This window comes from Crossiella sp. SN42 (genome assembly GCF_023897065.1).
In the GTDB taxonomy this organism is placed as follows: domain Bacteria; phylum Actinomycetota; class Actinomycetes; order Mycobacteriales; family Pseudonocardiaceae; genus Crossiella.
On record NZ_JAMHIV010000023.1, the window covers coordinates 26,843 to 46,865 of the forward strand.

23 protein-coding genes are annotated in these 20,023 nt (G+C 71.5%); 4 read left to right on the forward strand and 19 right to left on the reverse strand.

Going from position 1 to position 20,023, the window contains the following annotated elements:
* Nucleotides 1-36: 36 nt before the first annotated feature.
* Nucleotides 37-1,569, reverse strand: a complete 1,533-nt coding sequence (locus M8C13_RS26370) for a molybdopterin-dependent oxidoreductase (protein ID WP_252483389.1) — start codon at nt 1,567-1,569, stop codon at nt 37-39.
* Nucleotides 1,570-1,665: 96 nt separating this feature from the next.
* On the opposite strand from M8C13_RS26370, the gene M8C13_RS26375 reads away from it, so the two are divergent.
* Nucleotides 1,666-2,106 (forward strand): hypothetical protein, encoded by a 441-nt coding sequence (locus M8C13_RS26375; RefSeq protein ID WP_252483390.1) that lies wholly within the window; start codon nt 1,666-1,668, stop codon nt 2,104-2,106.
* A 7-nt stretch (nt 2,107-2,113) separates the two neighbouring features.
* On the opposite strand, the gene M8C13_RS26380 is transcribed toward M8C13_RS26375, so the two are convergent.
* From M8C13_RS26380 to M8C13_RS26390, 3 genes are all read right to left on the reverse strand, one after another.
* Nucleotides 2,114-2,362 carry a glutaredoxin family protein gene (locus tag M8C13_RS26380; protein ID WP_252483391.1) on the reverse strand — a complete coding sequence of 83 codons (249 nt, stop codon included), beginning with the start codon at nt 2,360-2,362 and terminating at the stop codon, nt 2,114-2,116.
* On the reverse strand, nt 2,359-3,519 hold the full coding sequence (locus M8C13_RS26385; protein WP_252483392.1) for an acyl-CoA dehydrogenase family protein: 1,161 nt from the start codon (nt 3,517-3,519) through the stop codon (nt 2,359-2,361). Before M8C13_RS26385 ends, M8C13_RS26380 begins: the two co-directional genes overlap by 4 nt.
* 132 nt (nt 3,520-3,651) lie before the next feature.
* The gene (locus M8C13_RS26390; protein ID WP_252483393.1) at nt 3,652-5,103 is read right to left on the reverse strand and encodes an AMP-binding protein; all 1,452 of its coding nucleotides are present in this window, start codon (nt 5,101-5,103) and stop codon (nt 3,652-3,654) included.
* Nucleotides 5,104-5,310: 207 nt separating this feature from the next.
* Here M8C13_RS26390 and M8C13_RS26395 point away from each other — a divergent pair, with 207 nt between their 5' ends.
* The 3 genes from M8C13_RS26395 (at nt 5,311) to M8C13_RS26405 (ending at nt 8,048) form a co-directional block, all read left to right on the forward strand.
* The gene (locus M8C13_RS26395) at nt 5,311-5,931 is read left to right on the forward strand and encodes a sigma-70 family RNA polymerase sigma factor (protein WP_252483394.1); all 621 of its coding nucleotides are present in this window, start codon (nt 5,311-5,313) and stop codon (nt 5,929-5,931) included.
* A gap of 104 nt (nt 5,932-6,035) precedes the next feature.
* The gene (locus M8C13_RS26400) at nt 6,036-7,085 is read left to right on the forward strand and encodes a DUF5667 domain-containing protein (protein ID WP_252483395.1); all 1,050 of its coding nucleotides are present in this window, start codon (nt 6,036-6,038) and stop codon (nt 7,083-7,085) included.
* A 66-nt stretch (nt 7,086-7,151) separates the two neighbouring features.
* Complete coding sequence (locus M8C13_RS26405; RefSeq protein ID WP_252483539.1) at nt 7,152-8,048, forward strand: HAD family phosphatase; 897 nt, start codon at nt 7,152-7,154, stop codon at nt 8,046-8,048.
* Here M8C13_RS26405 and M8C13_RS26410 read toward each other — a convergent pair.
* From M8C13_RS26410 to M8C13_RS26480, 15 genes are all read right to left on the reverse strand, one after another.
* Complete coding sequence (locus tag M8C13_RS26410) at nt 8,045-8,257, reverse strand: helix-turn-helix transcriptional regulator (RefSeq protein WP_252483396.1); 213 nt, start codon at nt 8,255-8,257, stop codon at nt 8,045-8,047. The two genes, M8C13_RS26405 and M8C13_RS26410, sit on opposite strands and share 4 nt — an antisense overlap.
* Nucleotides 8,257-8,718 (reverse strand): DUF2975 domain-containing protein, encoded by a 462-nt coding sequence (locus tag M8C13_RS26415; protein WP_308202866.1) that lies wholly within the window; start codon nt 8,716-8,718, stop codon nt 8,257-8,259. Before M8C13_RS26415 ends, M8C13_RS26410 begins: the two co-directional genes overlap by 1 nt.
* A 78-nt stretch (nt 8,719-8,796) precedes the next feature.
* On the reverse strand, nt 8,797-9,183 hold the full coding sequence (locus M8C13_RS26420; RefSeq protein ID WP_252483398.1) for a YbjQ family protein: 387 nt from the start codon (nt 9,181-9,183) through the stop codon (nt 8,797-8,799).
* Nucleotides 9,184-9,193: 10 nt separating this feature from the next.
* Nucleotides 9,194-10,156, reverse strand: coding sequence for a lysophospholipid acyltransferase family protein (locus M8C13_RS26425; RefSeq protein WP_252483399.1), 963 nt, complete (start codon nt 10,154-10,156; stop codon nt 9,194-9,196).
* A 13-nt stretch (nt 10,157-10,169) separates the two neighbouring features.
* On the reverse strand, nt 10,170-11,210 hold the full coding sequence (locus M8C13_RS26430) for an NAD-dependent epimerase/dehydratase family protein (protein ID WP_252483400.1): 1,041 nt from the start codon (nt 11,208-11,210) through the stop codon (nt 10,170-10,172).
* A gap of 216 nt (nt 11,211-11,426) precedes the next feature.
* Nucleotides 11,427-11,528: a 30S ribosomal protein bS22 gene (locus tag M8C13_RS26435; RefSeq protein ID WP_076993459.1), complete on the reverse strand. Its 102-nt coding sequence runs from the start codon at nt 11,526-11,528 to the stop codon at nt 11,427-11,429.
* Between the two features lie 131 nt (nt 11,529-11,659).
* Nucleotides 11,660-11,875, reverse strand: a complete 216-nt coding sequence (locus M8C13_RS26440) for a helix-turn-helix domain-containing protein (protein WP_185000615.1) — start codon at nt 11,873-11,875, stop codon at nt 11,660-11,662.
* Nucleotides 11,876-12,017: 142 nt separating this feature from the next.
* Nucleotides 12,018-12,827: a pyrroline-5-carboxylate reductase gene (gene proC / locus M8C13_RS26445; RefSeq protein WP_252483401.1), complete on the reverse strand. Its 810-nt coding sequence runs from the start codon at nt 12,825-12,827 to the stop codon at nt 12,018-12,020.
* 243 nt (nt 12,828-13,070) lie between these two features.
* Nucleotides 13,071-13,838, reverse strand: coding sequence for a thioesterase family protein (locus M8C13_RS26450; protein ID WP_252483402.1), 768 nt, complete (start codon nt 13,836-13,838; stop codon nt 13,071-13,073).
* A 59-nt stretch (nt 13,839-13,897) separates the two neighbouring features.
* Nucleotides 13,898-14,824, reverse strand: a complete 927-nt coding sequence (locus M8C13_RS26455) for a proline dehydrogenase family protein (RefSeq protein WP_252483403.1) — start codon at nt 14,822-14,824, stop codon at nt 13,898-13,900.
* 100 nt (nt 14,825-14,924) lie between these two features.
* Nucleotides 14,925-15,755: a sugar phosphate isomerase/epimerase gene (locus tag M8C13_RS26460; protein WP_252483404.1), complete on the reverse strand. Its 831-nt coding sequence runs from the start codon at nt 15,753-15,755 to the stop codon at nt 14,925-14,927.
* The gene (locus M8C13_RS26465) at nt 15,752-16,852 is read right to left on the reverse strand and encodes a hypothetical protein (protein ID WP_252483405.1); all 1,101 of its coding nucleotides are present in this window, start codon (nt 16,850-16,852) and stop codon (nt 15,752-15,754) included. The genes M8C13_RS26460 and M8C13_RS26465 overlap by 4 nt, the downstream gene beginning before the upstream one ends.
* Nucleotides 16,849-17,901 (reverse strand): Ppx/GppA phosphatase family protein, encoded by a 1,053-nt coding sequence (locus tag M8C13_RS26470; protein ID WP_252483406.1) that lies wholly within the window; start codon nt 17,899-17,901, stop codon nt 16,849-16,851. The genes M8C13_RS26465 and M8C13_RS26470 overlap by 4 nt, the downstream gene beginning before the upstream one ends.
* Nucleotides 17,902-18,029: 128 nt before the next feature.
* Nucleotides 18,030-18,710, reverse strand: coding sequence for a response regulator transcription factor (locus tag M8C13_RS26475; RefSeq protein ID WP_086784276.1), 681 nt, complete (start codon nt 18,708-18,710; stop codon nt 18,030-18,032).
* Nucleotides 18,707-19,930 (reverse strand): cell wall metabolism sensor histidine kinase WalK, encoded by a 1,224-nt coding sequence (locus M8C13_RS26480; protein ID WP_252483407.1) that lies wholly within the window; start codon nt 19,928-19,930, stop codon nt 18,707-18,709. The genes M8C13_RS26475 and M8C13_RS26480 overlap by 4 nt, the downstream gene beginning before the upstream one ends.
* Between the last annotated feature and the right edge of the window lie 93 nt (nt 19,931-20,023).

The window sequence follows — 20,023 nt, forward strand, 5'->3', positions numbered from 1 at the left end:
GGCCGGGTTGTCACCAAATCCGGTGATCCGCGCCGGTCAGGTCACCGTGAAGAAGATCGAGTGCCAGCCGGTGGCGCCGTCCGGCAGCACCTCGGCCCGCTCCGCGGTCTGCACGTAGCCGGAGCGGTCGGTGGCCCGGCACTCCACGTTGTGCCCACCCGGCGCGAGGTCGAACTCGATCCGCCACATCCGCCAAGTGTCCACATTGGACTCGGAGCTCAACGTGGCTTCCCGCCAAGGACCCTTGTCCATCCGAACCTCCACTGTGGACACTCCGGTGTGCTGAGCCCACGCGGTCCCGGCGACCACCACGCGACCGGCGGGCACCCTGGCGAACCCGGCGGGCTTGTCCACCCTGGACTGGGTCTTGATCGGCCCGAGCTTGCCCCAGCCGCGCCGGATCCAGTACGGGCTGAACGCGGCGAAGGTGGTCACCTCGGCCTCGGTGATCCACTTGGTCGCGCCCACGTACCCGTAGAGCCCCGGTGTGACCATCCGCACCGGGAAACCGTGCTCGGCGGGCAGCGGCTCGCCGTTCATGCCGATGGCCAGCAGCGCGCCCCGGTCCGGCTCCAGCAGCACCGACAGCGGGGTGCCGCAGGTCCAGCCGTCCGAGCTGGTGGTGGCCAGCTGGTCCGCGCCGGGCCTGACCCCGGCCTCCAGCAGCAGTTCGCGCAGGTCCACCCCGGTGAAGGTGGCGGTGGACACGTACGGCCCGCCGACCTCGTTGGACACGCAGGTCAGCGTGATGGTCCTTTCCACCAGCGGCCGTTTCACCAGGTCGTCGAAGGAGAGCCGCAGCTCCCGCTCGACCATGCCGTGCACCCGCAGCTGCCAGTCCTCCGCCCGCAGCCGGGGCACGCTCAGCGCGGTGTCGATCCGGTAGAAGTCCGCGTTCCGGGTCAGGAAGCTCGGCGTGCCGTCCGCCGCGAAGTCCGCGCCCGGCGGGATCGCGGGCGCCTTGGCCGCCCTGGGCAGCACCGCGGCCACCGCGTCCTGGGAGGCCGCCACGTCCACCCGGCGCCCCAGCAGCTGCCCGGCAAGCCCGCTCAGACCGGCCCCGGCCGCGATGGCGACCGAGCCCAGCAGGAACCGGCGGCGGGCCTCGGTCGCGGGCTCAGCGGCCCGCACAGCCAGTGCCCGCCCGTGCAGCCAGCTGAACACCCCGAGCCCGGCGAACAGGCTCACCGCGGGCGCCAGCAGTCCGAGCTGGCCCACGTCCGGCCGGGTGTACACGGCCAGCCCGCCGAGCACCCCCAGCGCCACCGCGAGCACCTGCCCCGGCAGCGGCCGCGTCCTGGACAGCAGCCCGGCCAGCGCGCCCAGCCCGGCCAGCACCACCGCCATGCCGAGCAGCAGCACCAGCTTGTCCGCGGTGCCGAAGGTGCGCACCGCGAAGTCCTTGACCACGGCCGGGGTCAGATCGATCGCGGCGTTGCCCACGGCCAGGTACGGCGAGGCGTTCGGTTCCAGCAGCCCGGCGGCCAGGTGCCCCGCGCCGAGCGCGGCCAGCACGGCCAGCAGACCGATCAGCGCGGCGACGGCCGCCGGGATGCGCGGAGTGTCCATGCCCTGCATTCGACGCCAGGCGAGGTCCGGTTCACATCCGGTAACGGCAGGCCGTCAGGAACCGGTAAGCATTGGGGAAGAACTCGCTTGGGGGGAATGACCGTGGAACCGCTGGGTCCATCGCCGGTGTTCGACACCGGCACCAGGATGAACGCGCTGACGCCGGAGCACGAGGCGCGACCGGCCAAGGGACGCAAGGCACTGCTCGTCTCGCTGATCGTGACCTGCGCGATCCTGCTGACCGGCACCGCCACCATGACCGTGCTGCTGGTCAACGCCCGGCAGCGGGCCGAGCTGAACGGCACCATGCTGGAGGCGTCCCGGCGCAGCCTGAAGACCGCGGAGTCGCGGGTCCAGCAGGCCAGGGCCGAGGCCGCGGACGCGGTGGCGGAGCTGAACCGGCTGCGGTCGCAGCAGTCGGTGATCAACGAGTGCGAGATCGCGGCGCTGGTGGTCAAGGAGGCCATGGCGCGGCCGGACAACAAGTACTTCCTGGAAGCCGCGCTCAAGCAGCTGGACCAGCGGTGCCGGAAGTAGCCCGGGGCTAGCCCCAGCTGCGCAGGGCCGCGCGGAAGCGCTCCTCCTCGACCTTCCAGTACCCGTGCTCCTCGCCGTTGATCAGGATCACCGGCACCATGTCGCCGTACTCCGCGCGCAGCTCCGCGTCGGTGTCCACGTCCACCACGGTCAGCTCGACGCCGATCTCCCCGCAGATGCGCTCCAGGTCGGCCTTGGCCACCTCGCACGCGTGGCAGTCGACCCGGCCGAGCAGGGTCACCTGGTGGTCGCTCACCGCTGCCTGACCAGCGCGCGGCCGATCAGCATGCGCTGGATCTGGTTCGTGCCCTCCACGATCTGCAAGACCTTCGCCTCCCGCATGTACCGCTCGACCGGGTAGTCCTCGACGTACCCGGCGCCACCGAGCACCTGCACCATGTCCGTGGTGACCTTCATACAGGTGTCGGTCGCGATCAGCTTGGCCATGGCGGCCTGGGTGACGAACGGCAGGCCGGCGTCCTTGCGGCGGGCGGCGGCCAGGTAGAGCTGGCGGGAGGCCTCGATGCCGGCCGCGGCGTCGGCGAGCAGGAACGAGACGCCCTGGAACTCGGCGATCGGCTGGCCGAAGGCGGAGCGTTCCCTGGCGTAGTCCACGGCCACGTCCAGCGCGGCCTGGGCCACGCCGACCGCGGCCGCGGCGATGCCCAGCCGCCCGGAGTTGAGCGCGTCCATGGCGATGGCGAAGCCCTGGCCCTCCGCGCCCAGACGGCGGTCGGCCGGCACGACCGCGGCGTCGAAGATCACCTGGGCGGTGGTGGAGGCCTTCATGCCCATCTTGCGTTCTGGCGGCGCGGCGCTGACGCCCGCGGTGTCCGCGTCGACCAGGAACGCGGAGATGCCCTTGGGGCCGTCCTCGCCGGTGCGCGCGAGCAGGGTGTAGAAGTCGGCGACCCCGCCGTGGGTGATCCACGCCTTGGTGCCGGAGACGGTGTAGTCGCCGGTCTGGCCCGGCTTGGCCGAGGTGCGCAGCGCCGCCGCGTCCGAACCGCAGTGCGCCTCGGACAGGCAGTACGCGCCGAGCAGCTCGCCACCGACCAGGTCGGCCAGCCAGCGCTCCTTCTGCTCCTCGGTGCCGTAGCCGGCCAGCGCGTGGCAGGACAGCGTGTGCACGCTGACGCCCAGCCCGACCGCGAGCCAGGCGCGGGAGAGCTCCTCGACCACCTGGAGGTAGACCTCGTAGGGCTGACCGCCGCCGCCGAACTCCTCCGGATAGGGCAGGCCGAGCAGCCCGGACCGGCCCAGCGTGCGGAAGACCTCGCGCGGGAACTCCCCGGCCGCCTCGGCCCGCGCGGCCCGTGGCGCGAGCTCCTTGTCCGCGATCTCCCTGGTCAGTTCGAGCAGAGCCGCGGCCTCGTCACCAGGCAGCTGTCGATCGATCACGGGAGCGCCCATCTCTGCCCACCTCCGTCGGCTGGCACGACGGTGTGCCAGGGGGTGTCCTACCTGCAGGCCAATTGTGGGGTCTCCGACACTCGGAAGTCCAACTATGCGAGCGGTGACCGCCGCCACGCCCGAAAGGCCTAGTCAGCGCAGGGAGCGGCGGGCCAGCTTGCCGGTGACCGAATGCGGCAGCTCGCCGACGAACTCGACCTTGGTCGGCACCTTGAACTTGGCCAGGTGGCTCGCGCAGTGGGCGAGCACCGCCTGCTCGGTCAGCTCGGCGTCCTCGCGGCGGACCACCACCACCTTGACCGTCTCGCCGGTGGTCTCATCCGGCACGCCGACCGCGGCCGCCTCGACCACCTCGGGCAGCAGGGTCAGCACGTGCTCGACCTCGTGCGGGTAGACGTTGAAGCCATTGACGATGATCAGGTCGTTGGCCCGGTCCACCAGGTGCAGGTCGCCGGCCTCGTCCAGGTAGCCGACGTCGCCGGTGCGGAACCAGCCCTCGGCGTCCGGGCCGTGCGCGCCGTCCGGCCAGTAGCCGCTGAACAGGTTCGGGCCGCGCACCGAGACCAGGCCCGCGCCGCCCTCGTCCTCCTCCTCCAGCGGGGTGCCGTCGGAGTCGACCAGGCGCAGCTCGACCTCGGGCAGCGGCTGGCCCACCGAACCGGCCTTGGGCTTGCCGGTGACCAGGGTGGAGGTGAGCACCGGGCCGGTCTCGGTGAGGCCGTAGCCCTCGTAGACGTCCAGCCCGGTGGCCGCCTTGATCCGGTGCAGCACCTCGCCCTCCAGCGGGGCCGCGCCGGAGGTGAGCAGCCGCAGCGTGGCCAGGCCCTCGCGCAGTTCCTGCTCCGGCCTGCCGAGCAGCGCGGTGTACATCGGCGGCACGCCGACGAAGGTGGTCACCCGGTGCCTGCGGATCGCCGACAGCGCGCCCTCGGCGTCGAAGCGCTCCAGCAGCACACCGGTGGCCCCCGCGGCCGCGGTCTGCAACAGGCCGGGGCCCAGGCCGTAGGCGTGGAAGAGCGGGATGGCCAGCAGCACCCGGTCGGCCGCGTTCACCGGCGTCGGCCGCAGCTGGGCGCACTGGCGGGTGTTGGAGATCAGGGCGCGGTGGGAGAGCATCACGCCGCGCGGCAGGCCGGAGGTGCCCGAGGTGTAGGCCAGCACGGCCAGGTCCTCGTCCGCGCCGACGGTCTCGAACGGCTCCGCCTCGGCCAGCGCGGGCGCGGGCAGCACCCGCACGCCCTCCACCTCGCCCTCGGCCACCAGCAGCCGCGCGCCGGAGTCGGCGAGCACCCTGGTCAGCTCCGGTCCGGGCAGGCCGGGCGCGAGCGGCACGACGGCGCAGCCGGCGCGCAGCGCGCCGAAGAGGGCCACGCAGAACTCGATGCCGGTGGGCAGCCGGATGGCCACCCGGTCCCCGGCCAGCGCGCCCGCCATCCGCAGCCGGTGCGCCTGCGCGTCCACCGCGGCGTCCAGCCTGCCCCAGCTGACCTGGCTGCCGTCCGCGGCGTCCAGCAGCGCCGGGTGGTCGGCTTCGCGGTGCGCCGCCGACCTGATCAGGTCCGCGACGTTGCCCACGGCGGTCATCTGTCCTCCCGGTGTGGCCGGCCGAACGGGACCCGAAGTCTGACATGGGTGTTGTTCGTCACGCATCCACCGCCGAGACGTCTGTCTCCAAGACGGACGAAATACCGCCGACCAACGCTACCTACTTTGGAGTAACAAAAGGTATGGTTCGGTCTACCCCCGGACAGACCGCCATCCAGCTCCGGGACCGCGAGCAAGGGAGCGCGCATGCCCCCACCGATGGGTTGGCCCTGCTCAACCGGGCGCCCTTCGCAGGCCGAGACCGTGGAGACACCGTCACCGGCCGGGGAAGCATGGGCATTGGTACAGGCCGCCCAGGCCGGGGACAGTGACGCCTTCGGCAGGCTCTACGACCAGTACGTGGACGTGGTGTTCCGCTACGTGCTCTTCCGGGTCGGCGACCGCAGCCTGGCCGAGGACTTCACCAGCGAGACCTTCCTGCGCGCGCTGCGCCGGATCAGCTCGGTCAGCTACCAGGGCCGGGACGTGGGCGCCTGGTTCGTCACCATCGCCAGGAACCTGATCCTGGACCACGTGAAGTCCAGCCGGTACCGCTTCGAGGTGCCCACCGCCGAGCTCGCGGACAACTCCGAGCCGCTGGCCGGTCCCGAGCAGGAAGTGCTGGCCGAGGCCACCAACGCGGAGCTGCTCAAGTGCGTCGGCCAGCTCAACACCGACCAGCGCGAGTGCATCGTGCTGCGCTTCCTGCAGGGCCTGTCGGTGGCCGAGACAGCGGAGGTCATGGGCCGCAACGAGGGCGCCATCAAGGCCCTCCAGCACCGGGCGGTACGCCGTTTGGCCCAGATCCTGCCCCAGGGGCTCCGCTAACCCGTACGGGCGTACGCGTAACTCATCGGGTCACTGCTTCGTTGTTGTGCTGAGAGCGCGGGCCTGCCGGGGCCTGGGCTACCGGCCAGCCGAAGGACACACGCGTGAGCACGGATGAACCGCCCTCAGGGCCATCCGAAGGACCAGCGCAGTTCGCGCACGTGCTGCCGGCGCTCGCCGCCTACGAGGAACACCTGAACCCGGACAGCTCGGCGCGGGACCGGATGCGGCAGCGCCTGCTGGCCGAGTTCCCCGCCGCGGTCGGCGAGGCAGACCGCCGCCCTGATCCCACGGCCAGGCGGCGGCGCTTCGCCGTCGCGCTGGCCGCCAGCGTGGCGCTGCTCGGCACCGTGTCCGGGATGTCGCTGCTGCTCAGCCAGGACTCGGTGCCGGGGGACGCGCTGTACGCGGTCAAGCGCAGCGCGGAGTCCGCCGAGCTGGGCCTGACCTTCCGCGAGCGGCCCAGGGGTCTCAAGCACCTGGAGTTCGCGCGGGCCAGGGTGACCGAGCTGGGCACGCTGCTGGACCGGCCGGGGGTCACCGACGCCGACTTCACCCGTGCGCTCGGCGACCTCGAGGCCGACGCGGCCGCGGGGTCCCGGCTGCTCACCGAGCTGGGCGCGGACGCCGAGGACCAGCTCTTCGTCGCGCTGGCCGACTGGGCCACCAGCCAGCTCGACCGGCTGCGCGCGGCAGGCCCCACGCTGCCCGCGGCGGCCCGGCACCGGGTGCTGGGCACCGTGGAGCTGCTGGAGCGGATCCGGCAGCGGGCCAGCGAGCTGCGCCAGCGCGCGGGCTGCCTGACCATCACCTCCGGCGCGGCCGACGACATCGGCGCGCTGCCCGCCACCGAGCGCTGCGTGCCCGCCCCGGCGCGGGAGGCCGGTGCGCTGCCCAGCTCCGGGGCGAACGGCCGGGAGGTGACCGAGTCCCCCACGGCCGCCCCGACAGTCCGGGAGACCCCCACGGTCAGTGCGATCCCCACCACGTCCGCGCCGCCGCCGGCGCCGGTTCCGGTCATCCCGCCGCGGCCGAGCCTGCCGCAGGTCAGCACGCCCGCGCCGGTGCCGTCGAGCCCTGCGCCGACCGGCCTGCTGCCGGGTCTCCTCGATCTTCTGAAACTCCCCTTCGGCCTGCTCGGCCAGAACCGGTAACGTGCGGCGATCGCTACCCTGGGGCGGGTGAACCCGCTGACGCAGGAGGACGTGGAGGGGACCGCGGTGGCCAACCGGCGGGCGAACGAGGACCGGCCCGAGCACAAGAGCAGCGCGGCACTGGCCGGGGAGGCCTCGGCCGAGGCCGCGGTGGCCGCCGCCGCCGAGTACGACGCGGCCGTGCCGCAGGACCTCACCGCGGCCGCGTTCTTCGACGTGGACAACACCATGATGATGGGCGCGTCGATCTTCCACTTCGCCCGTGGCCTGGCCGCCCGCAAGTACTTCGCCAGCTCGGACCTGCTCGGTTTCGCCTGGCAGCAGCTGAAGTTCCGGGTCGGCGGCAAGGAGAGCCCGGAGGGCATCCGGTCCAGCCGGGAGCAGGCGCTCTCCTTCGTGGCCGGTCGCCAGGTCAGCGAGCTGGTCACCCTCGGCGAGGAGATCTACGACGAGCTGATGGCCGACCGGATCTGGGACGGCGCCAGGGCGCTGGCCCAGATGCACCTGGACGCGGGCCAGCGGGTCTGGCTGGTCACCGCCACCCCGGTCGAGCTGGCCACCATCATCGCCCGCCGCCTCGGCCTCACCGGCGCGCTGGGCACGGTCTCCGAGCACCAGGACGGCGTCTACACCGGCCGCCTGGTCGGCGACCTGCTGCACGGCCCGGCCAAGGCGCACGCGGTGCGCGCGCTGGCCGCCCGCGAGGGCCTGGACCTGCGGCGCTGCACCGCGTACTCGGACTCCTCCAACGACGTGCCGATGCTGTCGGTGGTGGGCACCTCGGTGGCGGTCAACCCGGACCAGCGGCTGCGCGACATCGCCAGGGCGCGCGGCTGGGAGGTGCGCGACTTCCGCACCGGCCGCAAGGCGATGAAGATCGGCATCCCGGCCCTGCTGGGCGCGGGCGCGCTGACCGCGGCCTTCGCCGCCGGGGTGGCCTACCGCCGCAAGCGCCAGGGCTAGCCCTCTTCCTCGACCCACTCCAGCAGGTCGCCGGGCTGGCATTCCAGCACCCGGCACATGGCCTCCAGGGTGCTGAAGCGCACCGCCTTGGCCCGGCCGTTCTTCAGCACGGCCACGTTCGCCGGGGTGAGCCCGACCTTCTCGGCGAACTCGCCCACGCTCATCTTGCGCTTGGCCAGCTCCACGTCGATCCGCACCACGATCGGCATCAGATCACCGCTTCCAGGTCCGAGCGCAGCTCGACGGCCTGACGCAGCAGCGCGCGCAGCACGACCACCACCAGCACCAGCACGCCGACCCCGGTGGAGAGCAGGAACAGCACCATCGGCACGCCGGGGTCGTCCGCGTTGAGCACCACCGCGGTCGCGATGCCGACCAGCACCAGCCACCCGGCGAAGATCGCCCAGGCGATCGCGTCCACCCAGACCAGCGAGGCCTTGGTGAAGATGCGGTCCCTGCGGACCAGGGTGAGCAGCTTCCAGGTGGCGACCACCACCACCTGCACGCACAGGATCAGGAAGCCGGCCAGCAGGGTCAGCGGCCAGCGCAGGTGGGCGCTCTGCGGGTCCACCTGCGCCATGTGCGCGAACTGCCCGGGGAAGGACAGGAACTGGAACACCAACAGGATCGCGAAGAACAGCGCGAGGAACGCCCGAAGCGGCAAGATCACTCGATGCACGGTCAACATGCATCGAGTATCAGTAGCCACCTATCGAAAGTCAATCGGTAGCTATCGCTTCGTGATCGGTCAGTGCTGCGGGGCACCCTGCTGCTGCTCCGGGACGATGAACACCGCGGTGCCGTAGGCGGCGATCTCGGTGCTGCCGGGCACCACCTCGCCGCTCTCGAACCGCATCGCGATCACCGCGTTGGCGCCGCGCTGGGCGGCCTCGGCGCGCATCCGGTTGATCGCCTCCCAGCGGGAGTCGCTGAGCAGCTTGGTGTAGCCGACCTGCTCACCGCCGAACATGCCCTTGAAGCTGGCGCCGATGTCGGAGAAGGCGTTGCGGCTGCGCACGGTCAGGCCGAACACCTCGCCGAAGACCTGCACGACCCGGTAGCCCGGGACGTCGTTCATCGTGCTGACCAGGATCGGCGGCGGCTGCTGCGGCGGAGGCTGCATCGGATGTCCCACGCGGCGCAGATTAGCCGAGGAAGACGTTCCGCCGCTGGGTCAACAGGCGGTAGAGGGTCTGCTGGATGGTTTCCCTGATCTGGTCGGTCAGGTTGAACACCAGCATCGGGTCCTCGGCGGCGTGCTGGTCGAAGCCGTCAGTGCGGATCGGCTCGCCGAACTCGATGTACCACTTGCTCGGCAGCGGGACCAGGCCGAGCGGGCCCAGCCAGGGGAAGGTCGGGGTGAGCGGGAAGTACGGCAGGCCCAGCAGCCGCGCCAGCGGGCGCAGGTCGCCGAGCATCGGGTAGATCTCCTCCGCGCCCACGATCGAGCAAGGCACGATCGGCGCTCCGGTGCGCAGCGCGGCCGAGACGAACCCGCCGCGGCCGAAGCGCTGCAGCTTGTACCGGTCGCGGAAGGGCTTGCCGATGCCCTTGAAGCCCTCCGGCCACACGCCGACCAGCTCGCCCCGGCGCAGCAGCCGCTCCGCGTCCGGGTTGCAGGCCAGGGTGTGCCCGGCCTTGCGGGCCAGCGCGCCCAGCACCGGCACGTTGAACACCAGGTCCGCGCCGAGCATGCGCAGGTGCCGGTTGCCGGGGTGGTGGTCGCGCACGGCCACGCCGGTCATCAGCGAGTCCATCGGGAACATGGTCCCGGAGTGGTTGGCCACGATCAGCGCGGCGCCCTCGGCAGGCACGTTGGACAGGCCGGTGGCCTCGACCCGGAAGTACTTCTCGTACAGCGGGCGCAGCGGGGTCATCAGCAGGTTGTCGGTGAGGTCGGGGTCGAAGCCGAACTCGTCCACCTCGTACTCGCCGGTGAGCCTGCGCCGCACGAAGGCCATCGCCTCGGTGATCTTCTGCTCCCAGACCGAGGGGTCCGGCGGCTCCGGCGTGACCGGGACCGGCCCCCGCTGCCCCTGGCCGCCCCGTGGCTCGGCGGCCCGCTCGCGTCCGCCACCCCTGATCGGGATCACCCGTGCCTCTGCCACCGCTTCGCTCACCTCATCCTCGTCCGTTGCGGGAGAACACCGACTTCAGCGTCCGTTCCACGCCGGTGATCAACTCCGGGTCGAGCACCGGTCGCAGGCCGCGGCCGCGCACGTAGTCGTCGAAGGCCTGCTGGGTGGTCCAGCGCGGCTGGAAACCGAACTCCTCGACCAGCCGGGTGGTGTCCACGACCCGGCCGAAGTTCAGGAAGCGCATCTGCTCGGGGGAGAAGTCCACCAGCCTGGCCCCGCGCACCAGCTGGCCGAAGGAGGGCACCAGCGCGCTGGGCACCGGCAGCGGCACCCGGCCTGCCCTGCGGATGGCCTGGGAGAGCATCAGCACGCCGTCCGCGCCCACGTTGAACACCCCGGGCAGCTCGTGCATGGTGGCCCGTTCCAGCACCGCCAGCGCGTCCTCGGAGTGCAGCAGCTGCACCCTGGCGTCGTAGCCGAGCACGGTCGGGATCACCGGCAGGGCGAAGTAGCGGGTGAGCACGGTGTCGATGCGCGGGCCGATGAAGTTGGTGAAGCGCAGCGTGGTGACGTCCACGTCGGGGCGGCGCCTGCCGAAGCCGCGCACGTAGCCCTCGATCTCCACCGCGTCCTTGGCGTAGCCGCTGGAGGGCAGGTCCTTGGGGCCCATGTCCTCGCTGAACACCGCGGGGTCCCGCGAGCTGGCGCCGTAGACCGCGCTGGTGGACTTGACCACCAGCTTGCGCATCGACACCGCCTTCTGGCACGCGGCCAGCAGCTGCATGGTGCCGATGACGTTCATCTCCTTCATCGCGGTGCGCCCGGTGGAGCCGGGGTTCGCGCTCACCGAGGCGTGCACCACGGTGTCCACCTTGGCGGTGGCGATGACCTTGGAGATGAGCGGGTTGCGGATGTCGGCGCGCACGAACTCGGCCCGGCCCATCCGGCGCAGCAGGTCCCTCGGCGGCGGCACGGTGTCCACGCCGAGGACGCGTTCGATGGACGGGTCGGCGGCGAGCCGGGCGGCGAGGTGGCCGCCGAGGAAGCGGCTCACCCCGGTGACGAGGACGACGTTGGGCGCCATGCGACTCCCTGGGCACGGGCGGTGACGGAAGGGGATGCTACTCGCGCGCCCCGCCCCGGCATGCCGCCTTGCGGGGAGTGCCGGATGAAGTTCCCTGGTCAGCCCGGTAACGCGAACCGCCGCCGGTATCGAGGCTCACACCTCGAACGCGGCGGCGGTTCGTTCGGTCTCAGGCCATCATCGGCGCAACGAGCGAAGCGACCTCAGACCCGAAGGTCACTTGCCCTGCTTGCGACGCGCGTGACGCGTCTTGCGGAGCAACTTGCGGTGCTTCTTCTTCGACATGCGCTTGCGGCGCTTCTTGATGACCGAGCCCATACGGGTTCCTCTTCACTATCGATGTTGGTCAGCTGAGCTTTCGCGTGTCGTCAGCGCGCGCTGCGGCCGCCGGCCAGGCGGCCGAATGACACGAACGGTCTACCAGGGTACCCGGGGGGTGAAATCGCCCCTCAGCCCGCGTTGTAGTACGCGTTCTCCAGGTAGGCGTGCACCTCGTTCTCGGGCACCCGGAAGGACCTTCCGACCCGGACCGCGGGCAGTTCGCCCGAGTGCACGAGCCGGTAGACCGTCATCTTGGAGACACGGATGAGCCCGGCCACTTCGGCAACCGTGAGAAACCGAACCTGACCGAGTCCAGCGTGATCCGTCTCCTTCTTCGCCGGCATGAGTCACCGTGTCCTTCGGCACGTGTCGCGCCGCCGGCTTCCCCACCGACGGAATCGACACGCACGTGCTGACTACGAGGGTAGCCCCCCTGCCCGCACGCTGCGAGGACTCGACTTCCGATACCATTCCGTGATAACAGGCTTACGACTCGTGCGCCGCGCCCAGCTGCACGGACCGGTCCCGAGCAGCCTCGATCGCCGCGATCAGCGCCGCCCGCACCCCGTGCTTCTCCAGCTCCACGATCGCCGAGATGGTCGTGCCCGCGGGCGAGGTGACCGCCTCCCGCAGTGCCACCGGGTGCTCCCCCGAGTCCCGCAGCATGGCCGCCGACCCCACCGCGGACTGGATGATCAGGTCCGCCGCCACCGCCCTGGGCAGCCCGAGCAGGATCCCGGCGTCGATCATCGCCTCGACCAGGAAGAAGAAGTACGCGGGCCCGGACCCGGACAGCGCGGTCACCGCGTCCTGCTGCGCCTCCGGCACCCGCACCACCTTGCCCACCGCGGCCAGCATGGCCTCGGCCAGCGCCAGGTGCTCGGGCTTGGCGTGCCGGCCCCCGGAGATGGCGCTCATCGCCTCGCCAACGACCATCGGGGTGTTCGGCATGACCCGGACCACCGGGGTGCCCTCGGGCAGCCTGCGCTCGAACAGGGCGGTCGGCAGGCCCGCGCACAGCGACACGATGAGCGTCCCCGGCCGCAACACCGCACCCAGCTCGTCCAGCAACGGCTCGATGTCCTGCGGCTTCACCGCGACAACGAGCACATCGGCCAGCCCAGCCGCGGTCGGCACGTCAACGCCGCGAACCCCGTAACGCTTGGTCAGCTCAGCACTGCGCTCCGGATACCGCTCGGTGAACAGCAGTTCCTCAGGACTCCGCCCGGACTGCAACAGCCCCGACAGCAACGCCTCACCGATCTTGCCCGCGCCAAGTACAGCGGTGGTGGTCATGACAAGAAGCCTAACCAGAGCACCACAACACCAGCCGCTGACCTGCCGCGAAAGAGGCGTGGCGCGCCAGCGACACGCCGGGCTCTGAACCCAGCGGTGGGTTTGATTTTTTCGCGTCAGGCGTTCGCGACCCCGACACATCCGAAGCTTGCTTCGCGTGTGTCGGGGTCGCGAACGCCTGACTCAGGAGCGAAAAAATCCCGCGCGCGGAGCGCGCCAATGTGACAGCAAACGGCTCGCGAGCTAGTCCACCGGCGTCAGGGCCAGCTGCCTCGTCTGACACACGAGCCGCCCAGTCGAGTCGATCACCGTCGTGTCCTCATCGAACCACTGCCCGTAAACAGCCTTCGACTCCACCGACAACCGCAGCCACCCCGGCGCGGGCCGGGACCGCAGCAACGCCGTCAACTGCACCGTAGGCGACCACGACAGCCGCCCCAGGTTGAACGTCACCGGCATCGAGATGTCCCCGGCCACCAACGCGAACAGCGGATCCGGCTGCCCCTCGCGCGGCCGCACCCACAACCGCAGCCGCAACGGACTGGTGTGGTTGTCAGTCAAGAAGCCCGCCCCCTCGGGATCGAGCATCAGCTGACAAGCCTTCGCCACCCGAAAAACCTTGGCGGCCTGCGTAGCGCCCACCTCGATCGCCCGTGCGGGCGGCTCGGCGGGCAGGTCCGGCAGGTCCGTCCAGGCCGCGGGGTCATCCGGCAGGCGGCCGGTGGTGACCATGGCGTGCACGCACACCCGGCCACGCTGTTCCAGCTCCGTCTTGACCACGGTGACGGTCCGCCCCGCCTTGACCACGCTGGTGCGCAGCAGCACCGGGCCCAGCTCCGGCGGATGCAGGAAGTCCGCGCCCACGCTGAGCGGGTCGGCCGCGGTCGCGCCGCCTGCCTCGGCGGTGGTGACCGCGGCCCTGGCGAGCAGGGCCAGCAGGTAGCCGCCGTGTGGTTTGCCTGCGATGGTCCAGTCCGCGGCCAGCTCGGCGGTGAAGCTTCCGTCACCCATCGGGCGGACCGCGGTGGCGAGTCCGAACGGGGTGATCCGGAGTGGATCCGTACGGACCCTCACCGCTTGCTGGCCAGAGCCCGGAGGAAGAAAGCGGTGTTCGCCGGTCGCTCGGCCAGTCGTCGCATCAGGTATCCGTACCACTCCTGGCCGTAGGGGATGTAGACCCGTACGGTCTCGCCCGCCTGAGCGAGCCGGAGCTGCTCCTCCGGACGGATGCCGTAGAGCATCTGGTATTCGTAGCTGCCCGGCTTGCGGTCGTGCCAGCGGGCGCGCTCGTCGATGATGCCCACCAGCCGGGGGTCGTGGGTGGCGAACATCGGGTAGCCCTCGCCCTGCAGCAGCGTGTTGGCGCAGCGCACGTAGCTCAGGTCCACCTCGTGCGGGGCCTGGTAGGCCACCGACTCCGGCTCCTTGTACGCGCCCTTGCACAGCCGGACCCTGGAGCCGGGGCCGGAGAGCTCGCGGCAGTCGTCCAGGGTGCGGCGCAGGTAGGCCTGGAGCACTGCGCCCACCCACGGCCAGCTCCGGCGCAGCTCGGCGAGCACGCGCAGGGTGGAGTCGGTGGTGGTGTGGTCCTCCATGTCCAGGGTGACCGTGGTGCCGCACTGTTCGGCGGCCGCGCAGATCCGGGAGGCGTTGTCCAGCGCGAGCCGCTCGTCCAGGGCCTGGCCGACCGCGGACAGCTTCACGCTGACCTCGGCCGAGGGCGCCAGGCCCGCGGAGTGCAGCTGGTCGAGCAGCTGGAGGTAGGACTGCACGGTGACCTCGGCCAGCTCCCGGTCGGTGGTGTCCTCGCCGAGGTAGTCCAGGGTCACGGTCAGCCCGTCGGCGACCAGCTTGGTGGTCGCGGCGACGGCGTCCTCGGTGGTCTCACCGGCCACGAAACGGCGCACCACGTCCCTGGACACGGGAGCGGTGCCGACCAGTCGCCGGATGCCGTCGTTTCTGGCAGCGGCGAGGATCAAGGCGCGCAACGGGTTCACAGGGCGGAACTGTACGTGAACCACCCGGACGGGTCAGGGCCTGAACAGCCTCTTCACGGGAGAGATATGACCGAAGACACGTTCCGTGACATACACCGATTTACCGGCCCAGGTGCAGGCGGGCGAACAACAGGGCTTCGGCCAGGTCAGCGACCCTGTCCTCACGGGTGCGGGCCTTGCGGGTGCTGACTTCCAGCACCACCGATCCGGTGAACTGGTTGGCCACCAGCTCCTCGCACAGCCGGGCGCAGGGCTGGTCGCCGCGGCCGGGCACCAGGTGTTCGTCCACCGGGGCTCCGGTGCCGTCGGCCAGGTGCACGTGCCGCAGGCCGGGGCCCATCCGCTTGGCCAGTTCCAGCGCGTCCACGTGCGCGGCCGAGGTGTGCGAGGTGTCCAGGGTGTAGTTGCGGTAGCCCACGTCGGTGGGGTCCGGGGAGGGGCGGAAGCCGGAGAGCCGGACCTGGCGCTTCCGGCCGAGCGGACGCAGCGGGAACATGTTCTCCACCGCCACCGCGATGCCGCTGACCTCTTCCAGCTCGGCGACCAGCGCGGAGAAGGTCTCGGCGTAGCGGCGCTGCCAGCGGAACGGCGGGTGCACCACCACGGTCTCCGCGCCCAGCGCGCCCGCCGCGGCCACCGAGCGGCGCAGCCGGACCTCGGGGTCGGGCGACCAGACCCGCTGGGTGATCAGCAGGCAGGGCGAGTGGATGGCCAGGATCGGCATGTTGTGCGCGGCGGAGAGCTTCTCCAGCGCGTTGAGGTCCTGGCTGACCGGGTCGGCCCAGACCATCACCTCGACGCCGTCGTAGCCCAGCTCGGCGGCCATCTGGAAGGCGGTGGCGGCGGGCTGCGGCCAGACCGCGGCGGTGGACAGCCCGATCGGGATGTCCCGGCGCCAGTCGCCTGCCGGATGCGCGCGGGCGGGCGTCACTTGCCGACTAGCAGCAGCGCGGCCGGGGACACCGTGACGACCAGGCCGACCAGCACGGCCAGCAGGATGGTCTGCAGGTCGTCCGCCTTGCGGATCTTGCGGACCAGCCACACCATGCCGCCGATCACGGCCAGCGCGAGGAACAGGGTGATCGACGGGATCGCCCGCCACAGCCACTGGAAGCCCAGCCACAGGCCGGCGCCACCGAGCACGCCGCCGCCCAGCTGGACGACCATCATCAGCCATTCCTTGGCCGGGGACCGCGGTTCCTCGTCCTCGTCGTAGTCCTCCGGCACCTCGGCGTCCTCGTCCAGCCCTGCCGGGCCGCGCGCGGGGCGCACTTCCTCGTCCTCGGACTCGGCCTCGGGCTCCGTCTCGGGCGCCCGCACCGCCTGGTACTGCGCGGTGTGCTCGCCCTCGTCGGTGTAGACCTCTTGGTAGCCGGTGTCGGTGAACCAGTCCTCGCCCTGCTCGCGCTGGGCCTTCTCGTCCTCGGCGGGCTGCGGGTCGTCGATGACCGGCAGCACCTCGGTGACCGGGTCCGGCTGCACCCTCGGCTTGGCCCTGGGCGCCGGTTTCGGCGGCACCGGCGGCACGTCCGGGCGCGGCAGGCGGCCACTGGTGGCGGTGCCCGGCGACGGTGCGGCGGCGGGCGGCTCGGCCAGCGTCGGGTACTCGTCGGTGATCGCCGGGACCTCGGTGGTCAGCTCGGCCGCGTCCGGGGCGGACACCGGCGGCGGCGCGGGCGGGGGCACCGGGCGGGTCGGCGTGGCAGGCCTGGCGAAGCGGCCGCTGGGGGTGTCGTAGCTGGGCGCGTCGTAACTGGGTAGGTCACGCCGGGAGGGTGCGTCCACATTCGCCGCGCGCGGCGGCGCCTGCGGCGGCTCGACCGGCGGCTGCTCATCACGCAGCGCGCGCATCTGACCGGAGTCGGAGTTGATCCGGTCGATGATCTGCTGCGGGGCGGTCTCGTTGGCGTCCTCGGCACGACGACGCCGGCGCCTGGGCGCGGCGTTGCCGGACCCCTCGCCGTACTGCGCGAGGAGATCCGCAACGGTGCGCTGGCTGTCGCGCTCCGACTCGCTGTCCCGATTCATTGGTTCCACCGTGCCCCGTGCTGGCCCATCCGTCCAGTGTTGTGACCTTGCTCCTGCCCAGCGTCAGGCCCGGAGCCGTTGATCGTCTCGGCTCCGCCAGGGTCGGAGACAGTGTGGTCGTCGCCGTCCGTCTGGTCCAGCCGCCGGAGAATGACACCCTCACGGAGGGCCCACGGGCAAATCTCCAGCTGCGGGAGTGACAACGCTCGCATGGTGGCCTCGGCCACCAGCGCGCCGGCCACTAGCTGGTGCGCCCGGCTCGCGCTGACCCCCTCCAGGTCGGCCAGGTCGGCGGCGGACATCCGGGAGATGAAGGCGATCAGCTGGCGCAGCCCGCTGTCGGTGAGCACCCGGCTGACCCTCGGCCCGGCCGAGGAGGGCGCCGCGCCGGTGAGCCTGGCCAGCGTGCGGAAGGTCTTGGAGCTGGCCACCGCGCGGTCCGGGACGCCGCTCTTGCGCAGCACCCTGGTCACCTCGGCCAGCTCCTCTGTCAGCCACTCCCGGGTGGCCCTGATCTCGCGCTGATGCGGCGGGTCGTGCCGGAACCTGGTCCTGGTGAGCCTGCCCGCGCCCAGCGGCACCGAGAAGGCCAGCTCGGGGTCCTCGTCCATGCCGCTGGCCAGCTCCAGCGAGCCGCCGCCGATGTCCACCACCAGCAGCCTGCCCGCGGACCAGCCGAACCAGCGGCGCACCGCGAGGAAGGTGTAGCGGGCCTCGTCGGCGCCGGAGAGCACCTTGAGGTCGACGCCGGTCTCCTTGCGCACCCGGTTGAGCACCGCGGCGGAGTTGCCCGCCTCGCGCACCGCCGAGGTGGCGAAGGCCATCAGGTCGTCGCAGCCCAGCTTGGCCGCCTCGTGCTTGGCCGCGGCCACCGTGCGCACCAGGTTGTCCGAGCCCGCCTTGGTCAGCCTGCCGTTGCGGTCCAGCTGCTCGGCGAGGCGGAGCATGGTCTTGATCGAACTCATCGGGGTCGGCTGGGCACCCCGATGCGCGTCCACCACGAGGAGATGGACGGTGTTCGAACCCACGTCGAGCACGCCGAGCCGCACCAGAGCAAAGTACCTGGCGGCGTCCGCGGGTTCACCGGCACCGGTCGGATCTGCGCCGATCGCGGGAAAAAGCACGCCTGTCAAGATCACTTGGCGTGCTTTTTTCCAGCGCCGTTAGGCCAGTCGGCTCAGCTCTCGAACTTATAGCCCAGGCCACGGACCGTGACCAGATGCCGGGGAGCGCCCGGGTCGGGTTCGATCTTGGAGCGCAGCCGCTTGACGTGCACGTCCAGCGTCTTGGTGTCGCCGACGTAGTCCGCGCCCCACACCCGGTCGATCAGCTGGCCGCGGGTGAGCACCCGGCCGACGTTGCGGAGCAGGTACTCCAGCAGGTCGAACTCCTTCAGCGGCAGGCTGACCTCGCCGCCGCTGACGGTCACCACGTGCCGCTCCACGTCCATCCGCACCGGACCCGCCTCCAGCACCTGGGGCAGCAGCTCCTCGGACTCGCCACCGCGGCGCAGCACCGCCCTGATCCGGGCGATCAGCTCGCGGGCGGAGTAGGGCTTGGTCACGTAGTCGTCCGCGCCGAGCTCCAGCCCGACCACCTTGTCGATCTCGCTGTCCCGCGCGGTCACCATGATCACCGGCACCGCGGAGCGCTGCCGGAGCGCCTTGCAGACGTCGGTGCCGCTCATACCGGGCAGCATGAGGTCCAGCAGCACGATGTCCGCGCCGTTGCGGTCGAACTCCTCAAGCGCCTCCTGCCCGGTGGCCGCCACCGCGGTGGCGAAACCCTCCTTGCGGAGCAGGAACGCCAGCGGGTCGGCGAAGGACTCCTCATCCTCGACGATGAGCACCCTGGTCACTGCACTCCTCCATGCTCGACGCTGCCAGCGCTGACGGCACGCGGGTCGTCCGCGTCCCGTACGTCCACTGTGGACGAATTGGGGGTTCCGCCACCATGGTCGGCCCGGTGTGCCGGGATGCGCATGGTGAACGTGGAACCGGTGCCGGGGCGGCTCCACAGCCGCACCTCACCGGCGTGGTTGGCGGCCACGTGTTTGACGATGGCCAGCCCGAGTCCGGTGCCGCCGGTGGCGCGGGAGCGCGCGGGGTCGATGCGGAAGAACCGCTCGAACACCCGGCCCTGCAGCTCGGCGGGGATGCCGATGCCCCGGTCGGTGACCGAGATCTCGACGAAGTTGTCCACCAGCCGCCTGCTCACCGACACCGGGCTGTCCGGCGGGGAGTAGGCGACCGCGTTGTCGATCAGGTTGGCCAGCGCGGTGACCAGCAGGGTCCGGTCGCCGTCCACGATCAGGCCGCTGGGCTCGTCCGCGGCGATCTCAATGCCCAGGGACTCCGCGGCCAGCTTGCACCGGCCCAGCGCCTCGGTGACCACCGCGTCCAGCTCGACCGGGGTCAGCTCGGGCAGCCGTTCCGCGCCCTGCAGCCGGGACAGCGCGATCAGCTCGGTGACCAGGGTGCCCAGCCGGTTGGCCTCGTGCAGGATCTTGCTGGCGAACCGGCGGACCTCGTCCTCGTCGTCCACCGCGTCCAGCACCGCCTCGGCCAGCAGCGCGAGCGCGCCGACCGGGGTCTTGAGCTCGTGGCTGACGTTGGCCACGAAGTCCCGGCGGATCGCCTCCAGCCGGACCGCGTCGGACTCGTCGGAGGCGTCCACCACCACGAATCCGTCGCCGAGCAGCCTGGCCTCGCCGAGCACCGCGGCAGGCTGACGGCTGGACAGGGTGGCCCGCTCCAGCGGGGAGAGGTCGACCTCCAGCACCTCGCCGGTCTCCAGCACCACCTCGGCGGCCTTGCGGGCCCTGGGATCGGCCCTGGCGTCCACCACCACGCCCAGCTCCTCGGCGCGCGGGTTGTGCAGCACCACGTCGCCGAACCGGTTGAGCACGGCCACCGCGTTGTGCGAGGAGTGCACCACCCGCTGCATCAGGTCGGCCACGGTCAGGCCGGGCGGTTTGCGGTGGGCTCGGGCGGTGATCGACCGGCCGAGGAAAAAGCCGAGGACCGCGGCGACTAGGGCCGCGCAGATCGACAGGGCGAGCAGGCCCGATGCGGTCACGGGCGCATGGTAAGCAGCCGAACGGGCTCCCGGCCTACTCCCAGAAGGCTATACGTGACCGTGGTGACACCAGAATGGTGTGAGGTACACCGC

Excerpts from the sequence above, each read along its gene's own strand:
- M8C13_RS26385 (WP_252483392.1), bottom strand. The coding sequence starts at position 3,519 with ATGGGCGCTCCCGTGATCGATCGACAGCTGCCTGGTGACGAGGCCGCG.
- proC (WP_252483401.1), bottom strand. The coding sequence starts at position 12,827 with ATGACCACCACCGCTGTACTTGGCGCGGGCAAGATCGGTGAGGCGTTG.
- M8C13_RS26450 (WP_252483402.1), bottom strand. The coding sequence starts at position 13,838 with ATGGGTGACGGAAGCTTCACCGCCGAGCTGGCCGCGGACTGGACCATC.
- M8C13_RS26410 (WP_252483396.1), bottom strand. The coding sequence starts at position 8,257 with ATGCCGATCGTGGTGCGGATCGACGTGGAGCTGGCCAAGCGCAAGATG.
- M8C13_RS26435 (WP_076993459.1), bottom strand. The coding sequence starts at position 11,528 with ATGGGCTCGGTCATCAAGAAGCGCCGCAAGCGCATGTCGAAGAAGAAG.
- M8C13_RS26370 (WP_252483389.1), bottom strand. The coding sequence starts at position 1,569 with ATGGACACTCCGCGCATCCCGGCGGCCGTCGCCGCGCTGATCGGTCTG.
- M8C13_RS26395 (WP_252483394.1), top strand. The coding sequence starts at position 5,311 with ATGCCCCCACCGATGGGTTGGCCCTGCTCAACCGGGCGCCCTTCGCAG.
- M8C13_RS26440 (WP_185000615.1), bottom strand. The coding sequence starts at position 11,875 with ATGCCGGCGAAGAAGGAGACGGATCACGCTGGACTCGGTCAGGTTCGG.
- M8C13_RS26375 (WP_252483390.1), top strand. The coding sequence starts at position 1,666 with ATGACCGTGGAACCGCTGGGTCCATCGCCGGTGTTCGACACCGGCACC.
- M8C13_RS26390 (WP_252483393.1), bottom strand. The coding sequence starts at position 5,103 with ATGACCGCCGTGGGCAACGTCGCGGACCTGATCAGGTCGGCGGCGCAC.
- M8C13_RS26465 (WP_252483405.1), bottom strand. The coding sequence starts at position 16,852 with ATGAATCGGGACAGCGAGTCGGAGCGCGACAGCCAGCGCACCGTTGCG.
- M8C13_RS26430 (WP_252483400.1), bottom strand. The coding sequence starts at position 11,210 with ATGGCGCCCAACGTCGTCCTCGTCACCGGGGTGAGCCGCTTCCTCGGC.